General features: G+C 40.5%; 14 protein-coding genes. 6 read left to right on the top strand and 8 right to left on the bottom strand.

Annotated features, from left to right (window positions below):
- The first annotated feature begins 789 nt into the window (after nucleotides 1–789).
- The 5 genes from MSHOH_RS07555 (at nucleotide 790) to MSHOH_RS07535 (ending at nucleotide 4,074) form a co-directional block, all read left to right on the top strand.
- Nucleotides 790–1,071: a ferredoxin-thioredoxin reductase catalytic domain-containing protein gene (locus tag MSHOH_RS07555; protein ID WP_048138624.1), complete on the top strand. Its 282-nt coding sequence runs from the start codon at nucleotides 790–792 to the stop codon at nucleotides 1,069–1,071.
- A 460-nt stretch (nucleotides 1,072–1,531) separates the two neighbouring features.
- Nucleotides 1,532–1,996 (top strand): (Fe-S)-binding protein, encoded by a 465-nt coding sequence (locus tag MSHOH_RS07550; RefSeq protein WP_048138622.1) that lies wholly within the window; start codon nucleotides 1,532–1,534, stop codon nucleotides 1,994–1,996.
- Between the two features lie 9 nt (nucleotides 1,997–2,005).
- Nucleotides 2,006–3,250 (top strand): formylmethanofuran dehydrogenase subunit B, encoded by a 1,245-nt coding sequence (locus MSHOH_RS07545; RefSeq protein WP_048138620.1) that lies wholly within the window; start codon nucleotides 2,006–2,008, stop codon nucleotides 3,248–3,250.
- The gene (locus tag MSHOH_RS07540; protein ID WP_048138618.1) at nucleotides 3,250–3,648 is read left to right on the top strand and encodes a molybdopterin dinucleotide binding domain-containing protein; all 399 of its coding nucleotides are present in this window, start codon (nucleotides 3,250–3,252) and stop codon (nucleotides 3,646–3,648) included. Before MSHOH_RS07545 ends, MSHOH_RS07540 begins: the two co-directional genes overlap by 1 nt.
- 108 nt (nucleotides 3,649–3,756) lie before the next feature.
- The gene (locus tag MSHOH_RS07535) at nucleotides 3,757–4,074 is read left to right on the top strand and encodes a hypothetical protein (RefSeq protein WP_048138615.1); all 318 of its coding nucleotides are present in this window, start codon (nucleotides 3,757–3,759) and stop codon (nucleotides 4,072–4,074) included.
- 137 nt (nucleotides 4,075–4,211) lie between these two features.
- On the opposite strand, the gene MSHOH_RS07530 is transcribed toward MSHOH_RS07535, so the two are convergent.
- The 6 genes from MSHOH_RS07530 to MSHOH_RS07505 form a co-directional block, all read right to left on the bottom strand.
- Nucleotides 4,212–7,661 (bottom strand): response regulator, encoded by a 3,450-nt coding sequence (locus MSHOH_RS07530; protein WP_052730756.1) that lies wholly within the window; start codon nucleotides 7,659–7,661, stop codon nucleotides 4,212–4,214.
- A 3-nt stretch (nucleotides 7,662–7,664) separates the two neighbouring features.
- Complete coding sequence (locus MSHOH_RS07525) at nucleotides 7,665–8,042, bottom strand: response regulator (RefSeq protein ID WP_048138613.1); 378 nt, start codon at nucleotides 8,040–8,042, stop codon at nucleotides 7,665–7,667.
- Nucleotides 8,043–8,360: 318 nt separating this feature from the next.
- Entirely contained in the window at nucleotides 8,361–8,945 is a 585-nt protein-coding gene (locus MSHOH_RS07520) for a class I SAM-dependent methyltransferase (protein WP_239451365.1), read from the bottom strand.
- Between the two features lie 234 nt (nucleotides 8,946–9,179).
- The gene (locus MSHOH_RS07515) at nucleotides 9,180–10,568 is read right to left on the bottom strand and encodes a NosD domain-containing protein (RefSeq protein ID WP_048138608.1); all 1,389 of its coding nucleotides are present in this window, start codon (nucleotides 10,566–10,568) and stop codon (nucleotides 9,180–9,182) included.
- A gap of 682 nt (nucleotides 10,569–11,250) precedes the next feature.
- A complete protein-coding gene (locus MSHOH_RS07510) occupies nucleotides 11,251–13,263 on the bottom strand; it encodes a right-handed parallel beta-helix repeat-containing protein (RefSeq protein WP_239451262.1) in 2,013 nt (670 codons plus the stop codon).
- Nucleotides 13,264–13,904: 641 nt separating this feature from the next.
- Nucleotides 13,905–16,895, bottom strand: coding sequence for a NosD domain-containing protein (locus MSHOH_RS07505; RefSeq protein ID WP_239451261.1), 2,991 nt, complete (start codon nucleotides 16,893–16,895; stop codon nucleotides 13,905–13,907).
- Between the two features lie 979 nt (nucleotides 16,896–17,874).
- Between MSHOH_RS07505 and iscB the strand changes: the two genes are divergently transcribed.
- The gene (gene iscB / locus MSHOH_RS07500) at nucleotides 17,875–19,161 is read left to right on the top strand and encodes an RNA-guided endonuclease IscB (protein WP_275425558.1); all 1,287 of its coding nucleotides are present in this window, start codon (nucleotides 17,875–17,877) and stop codon (nucleotides 19,159–19,161) included.
- Between the two features lie 109 nt (nucleotides 19,162–19,270).
- Here the strand turns inward: iscB and MSHOH_RS07495 are convergent, their stop codons facing one another.
- Nucleotides 19,271–20,998, bottom strand: coding sequence for a histone deacetylase family protein (locus MSHOH_RS07495; protein WP_239451259.1), 1,728 nt, complete (start codon nucleotides 20,996–20,998; stop codon nucleotides 19,271–19,273).
- Nucleotides 20,974–22,686, bottom strand: coding sequence for a hydantoinase/oxoprolinase family protein (locus tag MSHOH_RS07490; protein ID WP_048138602.1), 1,713 nt, complete (start codon nucleotides 22,684–22,686; stop codon nucleotides 20,974–20,976). The genes MSHOH_RS07495 and MSHOH_RS07490 overlap by 25 nt, the downstream gene beginning before the upstream one ends.
- Nucleotides 22,687–23,174: the final 488 nt, after the last annotated feature.

Here is a 23,174-nt window from a genome sequence, read left to right as displayed (position 1 = left end):
TAAATTTTCTCTCAAACAGGATAAAAATGTAGCCGTTTTATACAAAATCAAAACCTTTATTTTGTAAAAGTTTTCTGAACTTCTGACCGGTTGCCCTATAACAGAGAATTAAGAAGCAGCAGGTTTTTTAGTACTTTTCTAAGGTTTTCGGAGCTATCTTTCTTATCTTTATCCAGAGGCAGAAACAAAGGTGTTCCGGCAGAACTATGGTCTATTATATGGAAACTCCCCTATCCTTATAGCAATTCCTGTCTGTTACTGGATAATTAGGGAGCTTATGGATAAATTAGGGGGCATATTTAACACATATTTTATATATTATAAAATCTATTTATATTATAACTATTACAGTTATATCTATATTAACTTTCTGATTCCTCTTAAAAGCCGTGTTAAGTTCCCAATAAAGTCTCCTGTCCAATACTCTTCTCAACACTACAGTAAATGGGTTGTTTTTATAAGATTATAACTTTTCTGCGGTCTTAACCGGAATGTGGAGTATTACTGAATGCCTATCTTGGTGCTCACCAATTAATTTATAGTTTGAGAACTTAATTCGTAATCGACCAGTCAGTTAGGATTGATATTTATAGAAAATTACTATGAATGTGGGCATTCCCTTATGAGCAGCGGATTTAAGGCAACTTTTGAGGAAACGAAAAAATTCTAATAAATAACAGCAGTTGCATAAAAAATAAAAGTATCCGAAGGCTCTTTAATATTAGTCCCATGTATATTTTCTCACGAACAATCAGTATCGCTCTTACAAAAAACAGGAGGGAGCTCTAGATGAGTGGACATGATGAGTTAAAAGATAAGATGTATGATTGGACGGAAAAATACGCAAACAAAGCAGGTTACAGGCTCAACCCGGATAAAGAGGCACTAGACTATGTTCTTGACGGGCTTGCTTCAAGGGTAGAAAAGTTCGGGAGGCGCTATTGTCCATGCAGGATAGTAACAGGGGATGAGAATGAAGATAAAAAAATAGTGTGTCCCTGTATCTATCATAAAGACGAGATAGAAAAAGACGGAAACTGCCACTGCGAACTTTTCTTTAAACCTTCCTGATCTAATCTGTTCTATCAGACCTGCTCTGAAAGCAATTTTCAAACAATCAGTGAAGGCGGAAGAGGAGTGTGTATAAATATTTTTGCCCTCTTCCAGCCATTTTAATCTTTTTGCCCACTTCAAGATATTACCTTTCAGCCTGAAGAAGGCAAAAACCTAATCTGAGTGCAATTCCGGGTTTCTGGAGACTATTAATGCTGAAAATTGAATTAACGTTGAGAATTAAAAAGCAATAGTTTAAGGTAGATCACATTCATCTTTAACTAAATCTATCTACATTGCGCTTCAGTGCGCTTAGACATCTAATATTCTTAGATGGCGTTCCCTTCAAATCGGACATTCTTAATAAGAAATCTCCGGTTAACCCTATCTGATCTGTACAAATACTACTTGCCTGATAGGCATTAACTGCCCTCTCTTTAACTAACTTTATCATAAATTTGACTCAAGGGTGACCTGAATGACAAATGCAATGGAAATCTATCAGATGCTTCCAAAAACTAACTGCAAAAAATGTGGAAAAACCTCCTGTATGGCGTTTGCAGTTGCCCTTATGGCCCGCGAGCTGACACCTGAGGACTGCCCGCCCCTGAAAGAGGAACCTAAATACAAAGAAAGTTACGAAAAAATCAGCGGCCTCTTCAAGCCGTCGGAAGGAGCAACCGAAACCGGACTTATAGTGCATGAAGACCTCTGTTTTGGCTGCGGAAACTGCGTCGTTGCCTGCCCACCTAATGTAGCAAACGATCCCTATGGAGTAGGCTCGGGAAATGCCCCCAGGAATGCAAATAAGCTGGTCCTAGTTGTCGAAGATGGAATTGTCAAAGCCCAGAACCTGGGGGAGTGCCGCAGATTCGGGAAGAACAAGATCCTCTGTAACGGCTGTATAGTGACCTGCCCTGTAGAGGCAATCGAATTTGTGTGAGGCAAGAGGATGGAAAAAAATTATTATGTATGTACAGGCTGCGGAATGCTCTGCGACGATATTGAAGTCGAGTCTGAAAAAAACATAGTGAACAAGGTCTATACCGCCTGCAGGGTAGGGGTAGCCCACATGAAAGAAGGCAAGGAAAGCGCAGCTTTTCTTGTCGACAACAGGCCAGTAAATGAAGAAACCGCAATCAATGAGGCTGCAGCTATCCTTAAGGATGCAAAAAATCCCCTGATTTTCGGGCTTGGGACTTCTACCAATGAAGCGCAGAAACTTGCAATCGAGCTTGCAAAAAAAACCAGTGCAACTCTTGACGATCCGTCTTCATTCCGCCTGGGGAGTGTGGTTGAAGCCCTCCTTCAAAACAGGTTCAAGACCTGTACTCTTGATGATGTGAGGAATAAAGCTGATGTTACTATTTTCTGGGGGACGAACCCTTCGGACTCTCACCCCCGTCACCTTTCGAAACATTCCTATTTCCCCAGGGGTACGGAAAAGCAGCGGGGCTGGGAAGAAGAGAGGACTGCAATCGCAATAGATGTCCGGAAGTCCCATACTGCAAAGATCTGCGGGAACTATTTCTTCCAGATCCCACCGGGAGGAGATGCCGAGTTCATTGATGCCCTTATTGCAGCACTTTCAGGAAAGCTTCCGAAGACCTCCTACAACTTCCCCCCAAAAAGAATTCTTGAGCTGGCAAATATCCTTAAAGGGGCAAAGTTCGGAGTGATTTTAGTAGGGCTTGGCCTGATTTACTCCCTGGAGAACCTCGAACCTCTTTTCAGGCTCATGGATGCCCTGAACGAAAAAGCAAATTTCCACCTGATACCCATGGTAGGATACTCCAACACGCGGGGCTTTAATGAAAACCTCTTTGAAGAAACAGGTTATGTGAACAGTGTAAAGTTTGAAGACGGTAATGTTAAGCACGGGCCCGAGTATTCGATCGTTGAATCTCTTAAAGCAAAAACCGTGGATGCAGCCCTTATAATCGGCTCCGACCCGTTTTCAAGCCTTCCAAGGTCTGTTGCAAAGAACCTGCTTGAAATTCCCGTTATCTCGCTAAACCCCTGCGAAACCCTGACTTCCAGAAATGCAAAGGTCTATATCAATACTGCAATCAATGGAGTGGAATCAGGAGGAAGTGCAACCCGTATGGACGGAGTAAAGGTGGACTTTAAACCTGTTGTTGAGACGAACCGGCTCTCGGATGAGGCTGTTCTCAAAAAGATAATGGAGGCTCTCTGATGGATTTCGGATCTTTTCTTAAAGCCCCTGAAATAAAGGTCAGGATCATAACCTACAGTGATATCTTTCAGGACAAAGCGGTGATTGAAAATCGATTCGGGGAAGAGTACAGGGATCGTTCTGCCATCATAAAACTGGATCCTGCCGATCTCAAGCAGTTGAACGTAAAAAAAGGCGACACTGTTATCCTGAAAAACTCTTTCGGAACGATTGTGGTGAAAGCTGAGGAATCCGAATACGAAACCTCTCACAAAGGCATTGCTTATATGCCCAACAGCCCGTGGTCCAATATTCTCGTCTCGGATGAAACAGGCGGTACAGGAGTCCCTAAATTCAAAGACATCTCCGTGACCGTTACCAGCGCTAAAGGGCAGAAAGTAACTGAACTCGGGCTTTAAATCCTTTTGACCGGCTTATAAAAAGCCTAAAAAACAGGTAATTAATTTTTTCTATGTTTATTTCCTTTCTTTTAGTTTTTTTTCTCTAATAATAACCTGGATGATAGTATGGCTGACGTACTCCTGAAATTTACCAGGGTCTTAAAAAATGAAGCTACTTTTTACCTTTTTGAAGGTTTTGAAAACGTAAAATCCAGATGGGAACTGCCCTGCGAGTACCTGTCAGGTTCTCATTTTGCAACCTGGAACGGGGTTTTACTGTATTCTGACGGGAGTGCTGTGAAAACTTTGCCTCCAGGCAGTGTTATCACAGAAAATGAGTACATAAAACTGATGAAACTTATTGAGCTAGGGAAAAAAAAGCTGAGCGAAATACAGGCTAAAAGGATACATAACATTTCATCAAAAAGTGCCAAAAGGAAATAGAATGCTTGAAATAATAATCTGTGTCTATACTTAACCGATTACTCATAATATGCGCTCTAAATCCTGCATGCAACCTGGTCAGGCATTTTATCCAAAGACTGTAACAAGTTTATTTTTACCTATTGCAGTTTTCTGATTCAGATTCCGGGTGTGTCTCGCACCTCTTTAGGATTCGCTTTTTGAAGCTGCTTAATGCATTTGAGCAGGTCATCCTTCGTGAACATACCTTTATGCATGATGCTGGACACATTCTTATCCAGTTCTTTAATTTCATATGGGTCCAGGTCCTTTGCAGTACAGATAATTATTGGAATATCGATAGTATCAGGTCTGCTCTTAAGCGCTTTTATTACATCATAACCACTTATGTCAGGCATCATGAGGTCAAGAATAATCAAATTAGGTAATTCTTTGAATGCAATATCTATGGCCTCCTGTCCTCCATAAGCCTTCAATACATTGAACTCCTTTTCGTTTAGCATTGAAGTTACAAGTTCCACTGCACTTTTTTCATCATCAACCATCAGCACACTGAAAGACGATTTTGCTTCCTTTTCTTTGATCTTCTCCAGTGTAGAGAGTAATTTATCCTTTTGAATAGGTTTGATGAAGTGTTCCACAGCTCCCCATACGATACCCAGATCTTTTTCATCCAGCATGGAAATGATTATTACCGGAATGTCATGGGTTTGCTTTTCCAGTTTCAAATATTTCAGGACGTCCCAGCCGTTCATTCCTGGCATCATAATATCCAGAGTAATTGCAAGTGGTTTCATCTCATTAGCAAGTTCAAGGGCTTCTTTTCCACTGGGAACAGATGCCACACGATAACCTTCCTGCGTCAGGGTGACCTCAAGAAGCTCCCTTGAAGCATCATCGTCTTCTACCACAAGTATCAGTGGCTCATCACTTTTGCTATTCGCTGGTTCGATAATCTGCGGGATTGGGATATTTTGTGCAGGGACATTCTCAGCATTCTCGGATATCACTTCTGCATCCTTTTTTATCGTTTCCGAATCCTTATTTACCGCTTCTGCAGTGTCCTCTTTATTAAAGTCGGTTACTAAAGGTATCTCAAAAGTAAAAGCTGTACCTTTCCCAGCTTCACTTTCAAACCATATCTTTCCCTTATGCAATTCTACAAAACTTTTAACAAGAGAAAGTCCAAGCCCTGTGCCTTCATACTGGCGGTTTGCAGCAGAATCGAGCTGTGTGAAAGGTTTGAATAGTTTGTGCTGGTCCTTTTCAGCTATCCCTATACCGGTATCTCTTACAGTAAACTGTGCCATTTTTCCATACATTTTTGAGGAGATAGTTATCTTACCATCCGCAGGAGTAAACTTAATGGCATTACTTGCAAGATTAAAAAGAATCTGTTTGAACCTTACTTTATCAGCACATATGTTTACAAGTTTTTCGTCTATGCAGAACTCAATTTTAAGTCCTTTTTTCTCAACAAGAGGAGAGATTAACTGTTTTACCTCATTAAACGTTTCTGTAACGGCAAAGGTCTCAAAACTCAATTCCATCTTACCCGCTTCAATCTTGGATATATCGAGTATATTGTTTATGAGAGCAAGCAAATGTTTCCCACTTATGGATATATTACCCAGGAACCTCTTCTGTTTTTCAGAAATCTCTCCAGCATTGCCTGCTATCATCAGATCAGCAAAGCCTATGACGGAATTCAGTGGAGTCCGCAGTTCATGACTCATAGTTGCAAGGAATTCGCTCTTGGCACGATTTGCAGTCTCTGCTGTAATCTTAGACTGGATAAGGCTCTCCTCTGCCTGCTTTATTCTGGTAAGATCTACAAAACTCTCTACAAAGTATATTTTATCTGAAATTGTTATAGGCACCACGGATTTAAGGATGGGAATCCTGTTTCCATCCTTATTGATCAACACACGTTCAGACCGGTCAACTTTCGCTCCTAAATCACGGATTGGGCATTTCCCTTTATCTGCAGGACAGATGAAATGATGGCAGAGCTTACCAATGATTTTCTCTTTGGGGAGACCAATCATCTCCTCAGCAATGGGGTTTGCATCAACTATGGTGGATGTTTCAGCATCTATAAGAACAACACCGCTAATGATGCTTGCAAGTACAGTCTCCAGCCTCTTTTTGTTTTCCTCTTCAAGCTCTCGGAGTTTTACACTCGTAATATCAGTTGTGCAATATACGGTGCCTATCATCTTTCCGTTCTGGAGTAATGGTCCTGCGTCCCAGTCATAAACAGCTTCATTATTTTTGAGGTACAGTGTTACCTGGTCTCTATCCGAAACGCGTTGCAGTTTCTTAATCTTCACTGTGCCTCCACTGCCATCACCTGCCTGTGAAATTATATGCTCAATCACTTTTGCAGCACTGTTCTGTGAAATCAGATCTGCGCTTATTTTCCACATTTCAATAAATTTATTATTCATTATGACCCTGGAATTCTTACAATCTATCATTATGCCTGCATTCATAGATTCAAGACTGGATTCAATTATGTCGAGGTTTTTAAGGACTTCCTCTTTATCTTCAAGGGCTTTGAGCATGCTGTTTATGTTCCCTGCAAGATCGGAAACTTCGTCTTTACCTTCCATGCTTATGCGGGAGGAAAGTGATCCTTTTTTAGTAATCTCTGTAAGGTTGGTGCTCAGTAAGGATATGCGCGATAACACCGACTTTTCAAGTGAAAACGAAAGGACAAATGTAAATGCCAGTCCCACGATCAGAATTGACCCAAGCAAGTATTCTATTGCAGACTGACCGTGTTGATAGACATCCCTCGGCATCTCAACGTCCAGGGACAATACAGGTTTTCCATTTATATCATTCAGTACAGATGTTCCTACAACCGAAGATTCACTCACATAACTTATATCAAAGCTATTATCGTCTTCTGGAGTAGCTGCTTCTGCAGTGGAAGATGATTTTACACCGGTAGATGATACTGCATTCTCTTGATCCAAAGCTTCTGCATTAAGGGATAGACTTGTGGTTTCTGCAAGCTCTTTTATAAATTCATCATCTATAACCTTTGCAAATATGAGGGTGCCTGCTATGGGCCCCTCTCCGGAACTCTTTATAATAGGATGGGAAGAAATCAATAATGGTCCTTCAGGAGAATTGATAATTCCAGCTACCTGGCTGTCAGGTGCAGGATGAGAGAAAAGAAGTTCATTTGAAGCGATGCAATCAAGCACCATGGTCGAGATGTTTTCGTGCTTAGTAGTACCCTTCTCTACTGCCGCAGCAAAGTAGAGCTCGTTTGTTGAGTCATAAAATAATACTAAATTCGCATCAAAAGTGGTTACTACCTCAGGGCCAAAGCTACTTTCAACGTAGTCGTCAAACTGCCCCTGGACAAAAAGATATGTGTCATCCCATACAGCGTAATCATCAACAGATACCTTCAACGTCTCTAACCTGGCATCCATTGCTGCTTTTGCCCTTCCCATATTCCTGGACACTTCTTCCTTTTCCAGTTGTTCAAAGCTATCTCCCATTATCTGCTTGGTAGCCACTGCCAGAAATATAGATAGAAAAAGGAAGGTTATTACAAGAATTACCAGTGTCTTCTCGTGTATCTTCATGGATTACGCCTTCCCCCCATGACCCAAAAAAGTATTTAGCTCATCCATGAACTGAAACACGTCGATAGGTTTGGAAATATAACCGATGAAACCTGCATCAATGAAACGCTGTTTATCACCTACCAGCACCTGTGCAGTTAAAGCCACAACCCCTATGTACTGCGAAGCTGGATCCTCCTTAATATGTTTTAAGACATCCAGCCCTCCCATTCCAGGCAACTGAATATCCAGTAGTACGAGGTCAAAGAGAGAGTTCTTGATCTTATCGAGTGCTTCTAACCCATCCACAGCCTGTGTGACTTCAATTCCATTTAATTCCAGAAGACATGTCACAAGTTCCATATTAAGAGGATTATCTTCTACTACCAGTATGCTTGTCATGGAACCTCTCAAATTAAGGAATTTTCTTATCTATGTGCTATCCACTTTAGAGCAAAAATTAGTTCCAGGTTTTAAGCATCAATGATAAAATCGATTTCCTGTTCCAACTTTAGATCAATATGCGTTTTTGAGAAATGTTGCCGAAATAAAGCAGTTTACCATTATTCCTTACTTAGCTGAAAACGCATGAATTTACAATTTTTTTAATATATATCATTTATATATGTACAATTGAAATGAATATTTAGAAAACATTTGATATATTATTATTTAGATAAAACTCTTTTATTATTGACTTAATATTACATTATGAAAATATCAATCATTTAGTACTGGACTAACAGAAAGTGAAAAGCCTGGTTTTCTGGCTGAGATCACAGCAAAGCTTCCTATCCCGAACCCCTTTTGTGGAAGTTCTATATTTTCTATTTTTTCAGGCTGCATATAAAGTGTCTGGCAGACTTTAATTTCTTCAAATCCGAGATCTGTAAGCCAGCCTAACACCTCGGAAGTTGAGAGGAATTTAGCCCCTGAGGAAAACCTACCTTCCTTTTTCCCTGACTCATAAAAATATCCATGCAAGCTGTCCCTGTCAAGTATCCCTATAACGATTTGCCCACCAGGCTTCAGGGTACCTGAGGCCTCATACAGTGCCTGTACCGGGTCTTTAAAAAGGGAAAGTGCAGCTACGATCAAAACAAGATCAAAACTCTGTCTTTTAAAGGGAAGGAACTCGGCAACCCCTAACACCATTTGAACGCCTCGTTTTTCTGCAATCTCTGCCATTGCCCTTGCAGGTTCAAGTCCATACCCGACCCTGAGAGGAAGTGCAAACCTGCCTGTTCCAGCCCCAACCTCAAGAGCTTTAAGCTTTCCAGGATTGTCCGGAAAAAAGGTTTTCAGGGCAAGAAGCTCGGATTTATATGCAGGGTTGTATTTGTCATACCATGCATCGTATTCCTCTGCATGTCTTTCAAAGGCTTCCCATAGCTTAATGAGAATTCCTCCAAATGAATATTCAATTTATGGCGTTTGTTCTTCGTATCAGGTTTTTCTCCTTATGAAGAATTTAATTTGAAGTTTTTAGTTTTTTACTTGCTGCTATCTTTTTTCCTTATTATTACCTATTTTCTGCTATTATTTACTGGTTCCTTTATACAGAAATATCGCAAGCAAACCAAAGATTCCATAAATCATTTCAAAGCCAGGTATACTGCTGATCTCTTTCAGTCCTGAGCCCTGTTCAGCCTGTGACTCTGTAGTGTCAGTGTTCCCCGGGCTGCTAAAATCTCCTTCGGGAGTGCCAGGCTCTGATCCCGGGAGTACCTCGGTTACGTTCTCTTCCTCAACATTTATCGTAACAAGTTTTGAATCCGTGCCGTTTTCGTTTGCTATGGTCAGATTAACAGTATAGATTCCGGAAACCGAGTATGTATAAACATGAATCTCCTCTGATGAGTCAATGGTTCCGTCATTTTCAAAGTCCCAACTCCTTGATGTTGAGTTTTTCGAAAGATCAGTAAACTGCACAGAGAAAAGGGCATAACCCTCCGGGACACTGGTGCTCAGGTTTGCTACAGGAAGGACCGGTTCCGGAGGTTTGTAAGCTACAAGAGGCAGGTAATCAATATAGTAACTGGTTTCAAACCTGTATCTTTCATCAGCAATTCCATCTCCATCTGCATCAGTTGCATTTTCCGAAAAACCTGTCCCGTTAGGTGCTGCCCAGTAATTCCCTCCGATATATGGTCCGCCTGCAATATTTTTGCCTTCGGTCTTTGGATTGTTATAAGCATTTGAGGTTCCGTTATTGGCCTCTACATTGAGGGTATTATTGAAGTAGTTATTGAAAACAAGATTTTTATCACTTCTCGGACAGACAAAAAGTCCGTTGACTTCATTTAAAGAGATCGCGTTATTAGAGAGCGTGTTGCCGTCAGAGTTTCCAATGTGAATGCCTCTGCTGTTGTCAGAAACGATATTTCCGGAAAGAGTGTTGCCGTTCGAGGCCGAAAGCAGAAGACCGTACTCTCTGTTTTCCAGAACTGTGTTTTTAGAGACCCTGTTTTCTTTAGAATTCAGAAGATAGATTCCATACCTGCATTTAGAAACTTTATTGCTTACAATTGAGTTGTGATTGGACTGTTCAATGCTGATTCCCCTGCTGCCTTTGACAATTTTATTGTTTAAAATCCTGTTTTTCTCGGAGTATGCAATGTATATTCCCATGGAGTCGTTGAAAAGCTTGTTATTGTCGATAAGGCAGTTATTGCATTCATACAGGGAGATACCTGAACAATTGGTTCCGGCTCCGGTAATCGTGAACCCTTTAAATGTTAGGTTATCTGCCTGTATCGTGAGTATGTCAGCATTCGGATCATAAGCTTCAATTACTGTATCTTCAGGGTTGTCGGATTCTGACCTTACTACCAGATTATTCCTTGTTATAATAATATGCTCTGAATAGGTCCCTGGCTTTACAATAATTTCATCACCTGAACGCGCACTGCTTACTGTTTCCTGTATCGAATCTCCTGGCTGGACAAAGATCTCGGCCGCAGTTCCGATACCCTGGATTGATGTAAAAATAAGAAAAGCTGCAAGTAAAATAATCAGTTTGTTTATTATAACTTCTCCTTTAAAGACATTTATGGAAGTGTTCCAACTAGAAATTCAACCATATATTCTAACCACATATTCTAATAGATATTCTAATAGATATTCTAACAGATATTCTAGCAAGTTAGATGAAAAATCCTGCAACGATATAAATATACTGGTTTAACTTAAACTAGTTTAAGTCAATAATCGATCAATATAAATATAAAATAATTATTAACAGAAAACGGATACATAAATATATTAATATCTGGATTTGTTAATTCGAGTACAGATTTTTTGAACTTATTTATTAATTTTATTTGTCTGTTTAGATTTTTTTATTTTAATAGTATGAATAAGCATCTATTAACCGTGCGGAAAATCCATTCTAATACCAAGACCTCAGGAATAGATTATAAATCAGAAAATTGAGAATTGGTCAGCAGATTAAGATCTCATGAAAAAGAATAAGGGGAGAAAGTAAGAAAAAAGAAAAAATTAAGATGAAGGAGCCATACCTTCATCCAGCCTTTCTTATTATTAATTGAGTTACTTAGTACAGTCCTTTTGAAACCAAGCTTCTTTATATCATTCCTCATTCCTCATTTTAGTACTCATACTCACTTTCGTACTCATACTCACTTTCGTACTCATACTCACTTTCGTTTTCGTGAGTAGTTGTTTCTGTTTCGTTAGTAATTGATTCTGTTGCAATAATATCCAGCTCCGATTCGTTTGCAGGCATTTCCGACTCGTTTGTTAAAGTTTCAGTTTGACTGTCCGTTATATTTGCTGGAATTACGGGTTGTTGTGTTTCAGAAGCAACTACAAGCGGGAAATAGTCCGTGTAGCCACTATTTGAAACGTTGAACACTCCATCGGCAATGAAATCTCCGTCTGCATCGGCTGCAGTCTGGGAGAAACCTGTGCCATCAGGTTTTGCCCAATAATTTCCTCCTATATACGGGCCACCCGTTATGCTTGTACCTGCGGTTTTAGTTGTGTTCAAGATATTTCCGGCGCTTCCCTGTTTGACATCTGCATTAACATTGTTATTCAGATAGTTATTAAAGAAGATGTTGTTATTGCTTGTTGAAGCCATGTATACGCCGGAAATGCTATTTGAGACAATAGTATTGCCTGAAAGCGTATTATCGCTAGAGGTGCTCAGGTGAATGCCCCTGTTGCTATTAGAAGCCTCGTTTTCCGAGATATTGTTACCTGAGGAATACGATAGCAGAATTGCGTACTCGCCATTATTCAGGACAGTATTTTTCAAAAGAGTGTTACCGTTCGAAGTAATAAGGTAAACTCCTCTACTGTTGCCGGATGCTTCGTTACTGCTTAAGTTATTGTTATTTGAACCTGCAAGGTATATACCATAAGCACGGTTAGAGCTTGCTATGTTACTGGTAATGTCATTATAGTTGCTTGAGTTCTCAAGAACAATACCATGATCATCACTTTCGTTTACCGTGTTATTTGAGAGTACGTTCCAGCCTGAGCGCAGCAGGTAAGCGCCGTACCTGTTGTTCAAAGCTGTATTGTTAAAGAGCGTATTGTAGTTTGAGTCCTGCAGGTTAAGCCCTCTTCCCCCACCCAGAACACTGTTATTAATCACAGTACTGTTGCCGGAGAAAGCCAGATTTATTCCAAGTGTGCTATTAGAGAGTATATTGTCGCTTATGACACAGGTACTAGAATTCTGCAAAGATATTCCAGAGACGCTGTTATCCAGGACTGTATTCTCTGAGATATTGCTGTTTTCTGTGGATGCGATCAGGATACCGTCTCCGCTGTTTGAAACCGTGTTCCCTGAGAGCACACTTTCGCCTGATCTGAAGAGGAAAATGCCTCTACTGCTGTTCAATGCCGTATTATTTGTCAGATTGTTCCTACTGGAATCCGTCAGATATATACCATAGACCAGGTTTGAATCTACGGTATTGCCTGTCAGGTTATTGCCACTTGACCCAACAAGGTGAATTCCATTGTCCTCGTTTGAGCTTGCAGTGTTGTTTTCAAGGCTGGTATTACTGCAGCTTTCCAGAACAATACCGTGATCAGCACTCATACTTACCATGTTATTTGAAACCAGATTCCCCTCAGAGACAAGAAGATATATTCCATACCTCTGATTTGAAACAGTATTACCTGATACTGTGTTATAGTTTGATCTGTCAACATTAACTGCTCTCTTACCTTCTGCTGCTTTATTGTTGAGAATCAGGTTATAAGCCGAGTTTTTAAGGTAGATTCCGAGAGCGTCATTTAAAAGCTCATTATTTTCGATAGTACAGTTGCTGGACCTTATCAAATAAATTCCTGCGCGGTCATTTCCTGCACCATTAATGCTGAGATCTCTAATCGTTACGTTATTTGCTTCGACATAAATCGCATCCTCAGCCGGATTGTTCGCAGTCACGATTGTATCTTCAGGGTTCCCGGAAGCTGACCTGACAATCAGATCACTTGTTGTTATTCTGAGATTTTCAGTATAGTTTCCCGGGCTTACGATAATCTCATCGCCTGAAACCGAACTATTCACTGCATCCTGAATTGACTGTCCTGACTGGACAACAATTTCAGTTGCAGTTCCTATACCCGAGCCTAATGTCAAAACCAGTAAGGCTAAAAATAGAGCAATTACTCTGTGTATTTGAATCCCCCACGTCCGATATTATTTATATTAAGATTTATCTTCCCCAAGCTGAAATAAACATGAAATAATATAAATCTATTAGAAAATAATATCAGAATAATAGCTATAAAAGTACATAAAGAAAAGAAAACCAATTCCAGTCTATTAAAATAAGTTCCGTATACTCTCTTTTTCGAGGTTTCAGATTAGCTTTCACAATAACAAGCTACAGTTGATTCTTCAAAATTAGCATTATCTGCTGTGTATCAGATGCAGGTGTTTCACTCAATAAAACCTGATCCTATTAAGATTTCTTTACTTTCAGGTTAAGGATTTTTTTTCTACTCTATAATTTGAAAAGGCAATTTTAGAGTCAAGCAAGTCAGGAATATAAATTAAAAAGTAAATAAGAAACAGTCGAGGGAAAAAACAAGAGAGTGACAGAAACAGTCTAGAGAAAAGACAAAAGAATGAAAGTAAGACAAAAATGGGTAAATTAAATGGAAGACAAGAAGAGAAATTTAGAATGCATGAAAAAGTGAAATAAAAAAGAAAGACAGGATGAAGATCTGATACCCTCATCCATGTTTTCCATATTAATTTCCTGGTTTTTAGCTCTTTTACTTCCGTTTGTACAGGAACACTGCAAGCAGACCGGCTATTCCGTAAACCATATCAAAGCCTGGCATGCCTGTGCTTTCTTCGTCCCCGTCAGACTCATGGTCAACTTCTGATCCTGTATCTTCTATATTTTCCTCAGAATTGTCAGGTTTGCCTTCGGGCTGTATTTCAGTTACAGTTTCTTCCGAAGAAGCATTTGACTTCCCTGTTATTGCAAAGAATGAATAACCCGGGACGCTGGATTTGAAATACAGATACTTGTCATCTTCCCCTGAAAGGCTGACTGGCAGTTGTTCCCAGGTTTTATTGCTGTACCTGTTGAGAGTGATTGAATCCTTGTCTATGTTTTTATCCTTGATCCAGGACTTTTCAACCTTGAAACATATGTTCGGATTTTCTATGTTTTCTGAGCTTGCAAACCCGCTGTTTCCTACCCAGACATTGAAGTACCTGTAGACCTCTCCTTCAGAAAGGTTGGAGACAAGTGTAGATTTATTTTTTAACTGCTCAACAATGGTTGTGGTCTTTCCAACAGTCTTCTTGGCATCAAAGCCCACATACACGACACATGTTGCGTTCTTTGTGAAATCAAACTGAGCAGCTTTGCCGTTTGTAATGACGACCTGAGAAAGCTCCTTTACTTCAACATTCCTTGCAGGCTCAGGAGAACCGCCACCGCCACCGCCGCCACTGCTGTGGCTACTTCCTCCACTTGAGTCGTCATTGTCGTCATCAGAGTTGCTCTCCAATACAGTTATCGTAGCAATTTTGGAGGCAAAACTGTTTCCGTTACTTACTGTCAGGTTAACAGTATAGGTTCCTGTAGCAAAGTAAGTATGGGTCGGGTTCTGCTCTGTTGAAGTAGCTCCGTCCCCAAAGTTCCAGTTCCATCCGGTTGCATTTTGAGAAGTATCTGTAAACAGGACTGTAAGAGGAGTATTTCCACTTGTAATGTTAGTGGTGAAGTTTGCAACAGGAAGTACAGAACCAGCTGAAACGGTTATGTTACCGAACTTTGAATTAGTACCGTTTTCGTTGTTTACTGTAAGATTAACAGTATAATTTCCTGGAACTGTATACACATTGACAGGATTCTGGATAATTGAATCTACTACACCGTTGTTGTCGAAGTCCCATTTCCAGCCAGTTGCATTCTGAGAACTGTCAGTAAACTGAACTGACAGAGGAGCAAGACCACTTGTTACATTGCTGCTGAAATTTGCAACAGGAAGCGCGAGATTGACAGCTACAAGCGGGTGGTAGTCTACTAAGTTATCTCCATTATATACTGAATCAGCAATGCCATCCCCATCTGCATCGGTTGCAGTCTGGGAGAAGCCTGTCCCGAGAGGGTTTGCCCAATAATTCCCTCCGGTATTTGGTCCATTCACAATGCTCCTACCCGGAGTTATTGTTATATTCCAGATACCTTGGGTGTTATTATTATTTGTATTAAATGTGTTATTCAGATAGTTATTAAAAATAAGATTATTAGTGCTCCGAGCACACAAAAATAGACCGTGTTTAGTGCTTAAAGTCACATTGTTACTTGAAATATTATTGTTTTGAGAAGAATCCAGAGAAATTCCATAGGGATTGTTGACAGCCTTATTCATGTAAAGAGTATTGTTACTGGAGTTCGAGAGCATTATCCCGTTTGAGTTATTAAGATCTACTCTATTATTAGAGACAGTATTGTTAGAGATCATACACTCGCTTGAATTCACAACATAGATGCCTTTAGAGTTGCTCGAAGCTGTATTACTGATCAGGAAACTATTACTGGAATTTGTCAGGTAAATTCCGTAATTACTATTCGAACTTACAACATTACTGGTAAGATTGTTACTGCCGGCAAAATAAAGTTCAATACCACGACCAGTATTCGAATTCACTATATTGCCTGAAACTTCGTTCCCACTGGATGATGAACTTAAGTAAATACCTCTGGAGTTTTGAGATATACTGTTGTTGAACACTTCATTATTGCTTGAATTATCCAGAAGAATGCCCTGATTTGCGTTTGAATTTGCTTCATTACTTTCCAGAATATTATCGCTGACTCTATAAAGGCTGATACCAGTACCGCTGTTTGAATTTGCCGTATTGCCTGAAAGTGTATTATTGCTGGATGTTAGCGTTATGTATAGGCCCTGAGTATTATTATATGCATTATTGCCGGTCAGGATATTATTATTGGAATACCTTACAGCTATTCCGTATTCACTGCTTGAAATTGTATTGTTGGTCACGCTGTTATCGCTTGAATTGTCCAGCATAATATCATGTGAACTGCCGAAATCTACTGTGTTACCCGAGATTGTGTTTTCAGGGGAACCCACCAAGTAAATTCCGTTAGTACCGTTGGACACCAGATTGTACCTCAGGCTGTTATTACCCGAACCTGACAAATAGACTCCATATCTTGCATTTGATTTTACGGTATTGTTTTCAAGGATGTTACTGATCGAGTTCTCCACGACTATACTGTCGATAGCATTCTGACTTATAGTATTTCCTGAGAGTATTTCACCCTGGGAACCACGAACATAAATCCCATAACCATGGTTTGAAACCGTATTGTTCGAAACAGTAGTGTAATTGGACTGTTCAATGTTGAATCCTGTACCCGTGCCTATAAGAAGATTCTTGCTGGCTGTGTTATTGCGGATAATGTTATTATTAGAAGTTTTAAGGTATACTCCAAGGCCGTCATTGTGCAATATGTTGTCTTCAATGACACAGTTAGGACTTCTGAGCACATAGATTCCTGAGTAGTTGGTTCCTGCTCCTGTAATGTTGAACCCTTTCATTGTTACGCTGTTCTGGTCCTGTATAGTGATTACATGCGCGTTTGTGTTGTTCGCAACAATTATCGTGTCTGCAGAACTCCCCGAAGACCTTATTATTAGACTTTTATTTATATTGAGATTTTCTGTATAGGTTCCGGGTCCTACGATTATTGTATCTCCCGGAGATGCATTATACACCGCAGCCTGTATCGAATCTCCGGATGCGACTGAATGTTCAGCCGCTGCTCCAACGCAGGAACTTAGTGTTATTATGAGAGTGGCAAATAGTAAAATACTTAGTCTGTTTATTCCAATTCCTCCCTAAAAATAGAAGAAATTTTCGATAATACTTCCTATAATTAATTAGGAATTAACTGTAAGTACAATATAAAGATATTGGTATAAATGAACATTTTTAAATAAACAAATATTAAAAGATTAAGCAAAAATAAAGCTATTTATTTGAATCAATTTGTATGACTTTTGATACGGTTATGTTTATAATATGAGTTCATACGTCATGATTTTAGTTACTGTAAATTTATCCGGCCAGAAGACACAGGGCTTTAAGCTAGAGGATAATATTCACTGTGAACAGAGCAACTTTAATTTCAAAGAGAAAAATTAATATATTTAGGATTTATACCGCTAAAAATCAAAATAGTCTTTAACAAATTTAAATATATAACATGCGGAACATTGAAGAAAAATCAAAGATTAAATTAATTCAAAGGAAAAACTGTACATTGACAATATGAGATCTGAGAAATAATAAATACATGTAAATCATGTAAACTCCAAAAATGATGGAGAAATATCAGTTTCAGAACTCATCAGATTCTACCAGATGAAAGACAGGAAACCATAGTCCTCCAGTCAACTACCCCTCCCTGCCTCCTTCGGAGTCGAGGAATGGGCTTGAAAGATAGCCCTGGTTGACCAGATCACCAATAGGAGTAAAGAAAATTGGTAAACGATGTGGAAGAATCTATAGTTACCTTCAAATGTCGCCTCAGTTTGAAGCTCTAAGGATGCAAGTTAAAAGTTCTGAAGGGTAGGGACAGTGCTTGTATCATTAAACCTTCTAACATCCGATCGAGAGGAAGCCGGATTCAGATTTTGACTCCACAAAATCTGATACGCAAAACCCTAGCAATAGGAGGAATTACAAATATTTGTGTTTGTACTTAACAAAAATCAAAAACCGTTGATGCCAACAAATCCAGCAAAAGCAAGAATTTTGCTTAAAGCAGGTAAAGCAAAAATGGTCAGTAGAATTCCATTTACTATTAAGTTAAATTATAACAGTAAGGGTTATACTCAACCTGTTGTTGCAGGAATGGATTCTGGCTCTAAAAAAATAGGTTGTGCTGCAGTTGGAAACGGAAAAATACTGTACCAGTCTGAAACTGAGATCAGACAAGATGTATCTGGTAAAATGCAACAAAGGGCTATGTACAGGAGAACTCGAAGAAGCAGAAATACCAGATATAGACCTGCAAGATTTGATAATAGAAGAAATTCGCAAAGAGAAGGACGAATACCGCCTTCTATTCGAAGTAAACTTGAATCTCATTTCAGAGAAAAGAAGTTTGTCGAATCGATTCTGCCTGTAACAGAATGGAAAGTAGAACTTGCTTCTTTTGATACCCATAAGATAACTAATCCAGATGTTTCAGGAATAGGATATCAAAATGGAGATCAAAAAGGGTTCTACAATTTGAAAGCTTATGTTCTCAGCAGAGACAATCACACTTGTCAACATTGCAAAAGCAAGTCAAAAGACCCAAAGTTACATTGTCATCATATTATTTTTAGATCACAGAACGGTACAGACACTCCCGAAAATTTGATAACGCTTTGTAGTACCTGTCATCAGAAATTACACGAAGGGAAAATTAAACTTTTTGGAAATGTATCAAAAACAAAACATGCAACCGATGTTGGAATTATCAAATCTCAGATTAAGAAATCCGAATGGAATTTTAAAGAAACTTTCGGATACGAAACTAAATACAAAAGAGAACAAATCTTAGAGCTTCCGAAAACTCATTATAATGATGGAGTGGCAATTTGTTGTGATTTTGATCAAAAAGTAACAACAAATCCAACAATCTATTTCAAAAAACATGTTTCAAAGGGTGATTATCAACAAACAACTGGTAAAAGATCAGAAAAGAAAATCCCTACAGGAAAATTGTTCGGGTTGCGGAAGTTTGACTTAATTAGAACAGAGAAAGGAGTTGGTATTGTAAAAGGAAAACGATCTACAGGATACTTTGTGATAACAGATATTTTTGGAAATAAGATCCATGATAGTGTCAACGTAAAGCGAAATTGTAAACGACTGAAGGCTAGGACAAGTACATTAATTCAAATGGTAGCAGGTTTAGAGTTGACGCATTCCTCCCCCACCTGTAGGGCTGCGTCCTCCGAGGAAGGGGTATCCTGCTTATGGGGATGAATGGTTTCCTGCACTCTCAATAGCTGGTTTTAACTTGTCTTGATAACGATTTTCTCTCGATAAATGAGTTAAATCTCAAAATTTTTCACAGATCTCGCAAAAAAGCTTTTCAGTAGACGGTTTCCTTTTTCGTCCTCATATTATAGGTCCTATACTCATCAGCTTTCTTATCCTGAAGATAAACATACTCGTATTCTGGAGAATTAAGCCTCTTCCTGTACTCTTCTGCTGCTTCAGCCTGGCAACTGTTACAGGCATAAATAGGAACCGAAATCCCAAATATCCTGATATCATTTACGCTTCTATGGGCATGTGAGTCTATAGTTATATAACCCTGGCAGTGAGGACACATGCGGACTGTTTCCTCCTGGAATTCCTGAATCATATCGGTATCATAGAAGATCTGCTTTTTCCGGCGGTAAAAGTCTCCGTGTTTTGCTACTTCTACTTCTACAAGCCTGTCCCGGTTTTTCCAGTTTTCGAGTTGAGTTGCAACAACCCCCTCCAGGATCTGCCTGTCCCTTGCAGCCTGTACAAACATTCCGGGTTTGAAATCCGGTTCACTGACGCAGGAATAATCAAGCCCTGCCATTGCAAGGATTATCCCTGTGTTCACATAAGGCAGAGCACTTTGAATCGCATAACCTCCTTCAAGTACTGCCATATCAGGGGCAAGTTTCTCGTTTAATTTTGCATAGCCCTGAGCGGAAAAACGCATGTTTGCAAGAGGATCGGTATAATGGTTGTCCTGTCCGGCAGAATTGAGAATAAGTTCGGGCTTGAAGTCCTCGAGGATCGGCATCACCAGGGAATCGAGCACGTAGAGAATACCCTCATCCGGAGTCCCGGGAGGAAGAGGAATGTTGATTGTCCTTCCAAGGGCTTTTGGACCTCCGAGTTCGTTCATGAAGCCTGACCCCGGATATAGCGTCCTTCCGTCCTGGTGGAAGGAAATAAAAAGCACATCAGGGTCGTTGTAAAAAATCTCCTGTGTCCCGTCCCCGTGATGGACATCAGTGTCCACGATTGCGATCCTGCGGATGCCGTACTTTTTTCTCAGATACTCAACAAGGATTGCTTCATTATTGATATTGCAAAAACCGCGGTTTCCGTGGGCTACTGTCATCGCATGGTGGCCCGGAGGGCGGACAAGGGCAAAGGCGTTTTTAACCTCTCCTCGCATGAGAGCATCAGCAAGAACAAGACAGCTGCCGGCTGCAATCAGGTGCGGGGTTGTTGCCTGGGCTTTTATATCAGGTACACAGAAATGGACCCTTGCAATGTCCTTATAATCTGCAAGTCTGGGCTTGTACTCGGCTATTTGCGGGAGATCCATCAGCCCTTCTTCAAAAATCTGGTCTCGAGTATAGAGGAGACGTTCCTCTCTTTCCGGATGGGTTGGAGAAATTGCCCAGTCAAAAGCAGGGAAGAAAATAAGACCTGTCCTTCTGGCTCCGCTCCGGGTTTTCGGAATTACAGGTTTTTTTTCCGATTCGTTTTCCGGCACATTTTTCGGTTCCTGTCCTGAAGTTTTTGTTTTCATCTTAACTCCTTTCATCCTCTCAAACTCAGTTTCCTGATTGTTTTCGGTATCACTTTCATCCTGATTATTTTCAATATCCGTTACAGCGAGATTCTGAACAGGGTTTTCAGGATTATCTCCGGGATTCTCTATACCGTCACTTTCTTTTTCATTTTTTTCATTTCTCTGATTTCTTTTCTCTCTTTCTTCTTCCCTCTTTTCGTTATCTGCTCCGGTACACTTTCCGGCTCCACCTTTAAATGCGTCCTTAATTTTTTCAAGCCCGAGTTTCATGCCTTTTCCCCCCTGTTCCATTCCGGAATCAGACCTGCCGAAATCTGCATGCTTACATCAAAAAGCCGCCCTGCCGTAAACCAGCCCTCCACTATGTTAAAGACTTCACTGCTGACAATCTCGGCTTCGTCCGCGTACTCGGAAATCCCAAACCTTTTTGCGCGGTCTCTGAGGAGTTTTGTTGCAAGGGCTTCAGCTTCTTCCGAACGCATCCTGTTGAAATTCCCGATATCCGTAGATTTAAGGCTTGCAATCTCTCCTTCTTCAGCTACCGAATAGACCTTCTGCTCGGTATCAATGCGCAGGTTAAGAGTAAGGGTTGGCCTTGCAACAGCTGCCCCTATGGCATTTCCCACTTCCGAATGGTCGGGAATGATCGGTTTTGCATTCAGTTTTTCCGCAACTACTGAAATCAGGCCCTTTGCCCCGCCGCCTATTCCGACCACATTTTCAGGCCTTTCTTTTTTCTTCTGCAGAACTTCCCATATCCTGTAAGCAGGCTCCTGTTCCCATTCAAGAAACATCTCTCTTACTGCCTGTGCAATCATTTCTGCAGTTGTTTCCACTATAAGAGAAGCGGTTTCAGTTTCGGATTTTCTAAGGCTTGAAGCTACAACGGTAATTGCTTCGTTTGCACGTTCAGGGTTCCCTACCTCTATAAGCCCGAGCATTCTCAGAGCATCCGTTGGGGTTGGCTCTTCTCCTCCCATGCAGTATGCCGGACCTGCCCTTTCAGGCCCTATAGTTATCATCCTGAGTCCGTTCTCTGTTTCTCTGACCTTTACAATGCTGTCTCCTCCCACAGCTATCGAGCGGACTGCAAAAGCCCGGACATGGGTCAGGAAGTTTCCGAGTTTTGCGCCTTTTGAGGCGATAAGCGGTTTTCCGGAAAGGATAAGAGCCAGGTCGGTAGTTGTCCCGCCTATATCCACCACAACAGATGTCTGCCCTTCGGGGATAAGGGCAAGAGCTCCTATCGTGCTTGCTGCCGGGCCCGAAAAAATAGTTTCCACAGGGAATTCTACCGACTTTTCAATTGGCAGAGTTCCTCCATCGGCTTTAAGGATATAAACAGGAGCCCTGATCTTTCTTTCCTCAAGAGCTTTTTTTATCTCCGAAACAAACTCCCGGTAATGTTCTCCTGTTGCAGAGGCCAGCATAGAAGTGGCAACCCTTCTCGGAAAGTTCAGTTTTCCTGAAATTTTGTGCCCGAGTTCTACCTTGCAGCCCGGGTGCATCTCCCTGAGAATTTCTTCTGTTCTGAGTTCATGGGAAGGATTCCTTTGTCCGAATTTGCTTACCACGGCAGCCCTGGAAAAGCCCTGCTCTCTTATTCGATTCACAGCCTCCCGAATCTCAGCTTCATCAAGAGGCTGAATTTCCCTTCCCCTGTAATCCATAGCTCCTTTAAGGTAAAAACTGTCAGGAAAAACATAGCTTGCAGGATTAACGCCAGGACCCGGAATGAGCAGTAAAGCTACACGCTCTGTTTTGCCCTCAGCAATAAGATTTGTTATTACGGTTGTACTGAACACCACCCTTTCGAACTGTTCCGGTGGAAACCCTCTGCTGACCTCATCAAGGGCACTGAGCAAAGACTTAAGAAGATTCGCTGGCTCTGTGGGAACCTTGGCTGTACTGTATACCTCTCCGTTCCGAATAAGCACCGCGTCCGTGGTGGTGCCCCCTACATCAATTCCTATGAGCATTCACAATTCGCCTATCCTCACCTGAATGAATTATCTTCAATTCTTTCATGTTTTCTCAACTTAAAAATGGACTTAATTTGTAGCCAGTTTCAATTGATTTTGATATAGAAATAAGTGTGTACTTAGTTTGATATGCACAGGTCTATAAGAGATATACAATATCCTCTCCTGAGTGCTCCCTTGCCTGTGCAGTCTTTACCACGCAATCTGATGCCCTGATCACATGCTTAATATTCAGAACAGAGATCTTCTTTGAATTGATATCTCTTTTTTATTTGCGGTAACCCAAAAATTGTGATTTCTACAGTTCTTTTTGCGCTGCAAGGAACTGCAGCCGTCTGGTGGCCCTTCAAAAAAGAAATAGAAAGAGGGAAGGAAGAAAGTAAAAAGTATAAGTTTGGAGAAGCAGGAAAAAGTAGTAAAAGAAAGTGAAAGTCCTTATTTTCCTATTCTTTTCACTTTCGTCTTTTTTACGGGAAAAACCGCTC

Source organism: Methanosarcina horonobensis HB-1 = JCM 15518 (assembly GCF_000970285.1).
In the GTDB taxonomy this organism is placed as follows: Archaea; Halobacteriota; Methanosarcinia; order Methanosarcinales; family Methanosarcinaceae; genus Methanosarcina; species Methanosarcina horonobensis.
The sequence above is the reverse complement of the archived record's forward strand: the minus strand, read 5'-3'. Positions and strand labels throughout refer to the sequence as shown.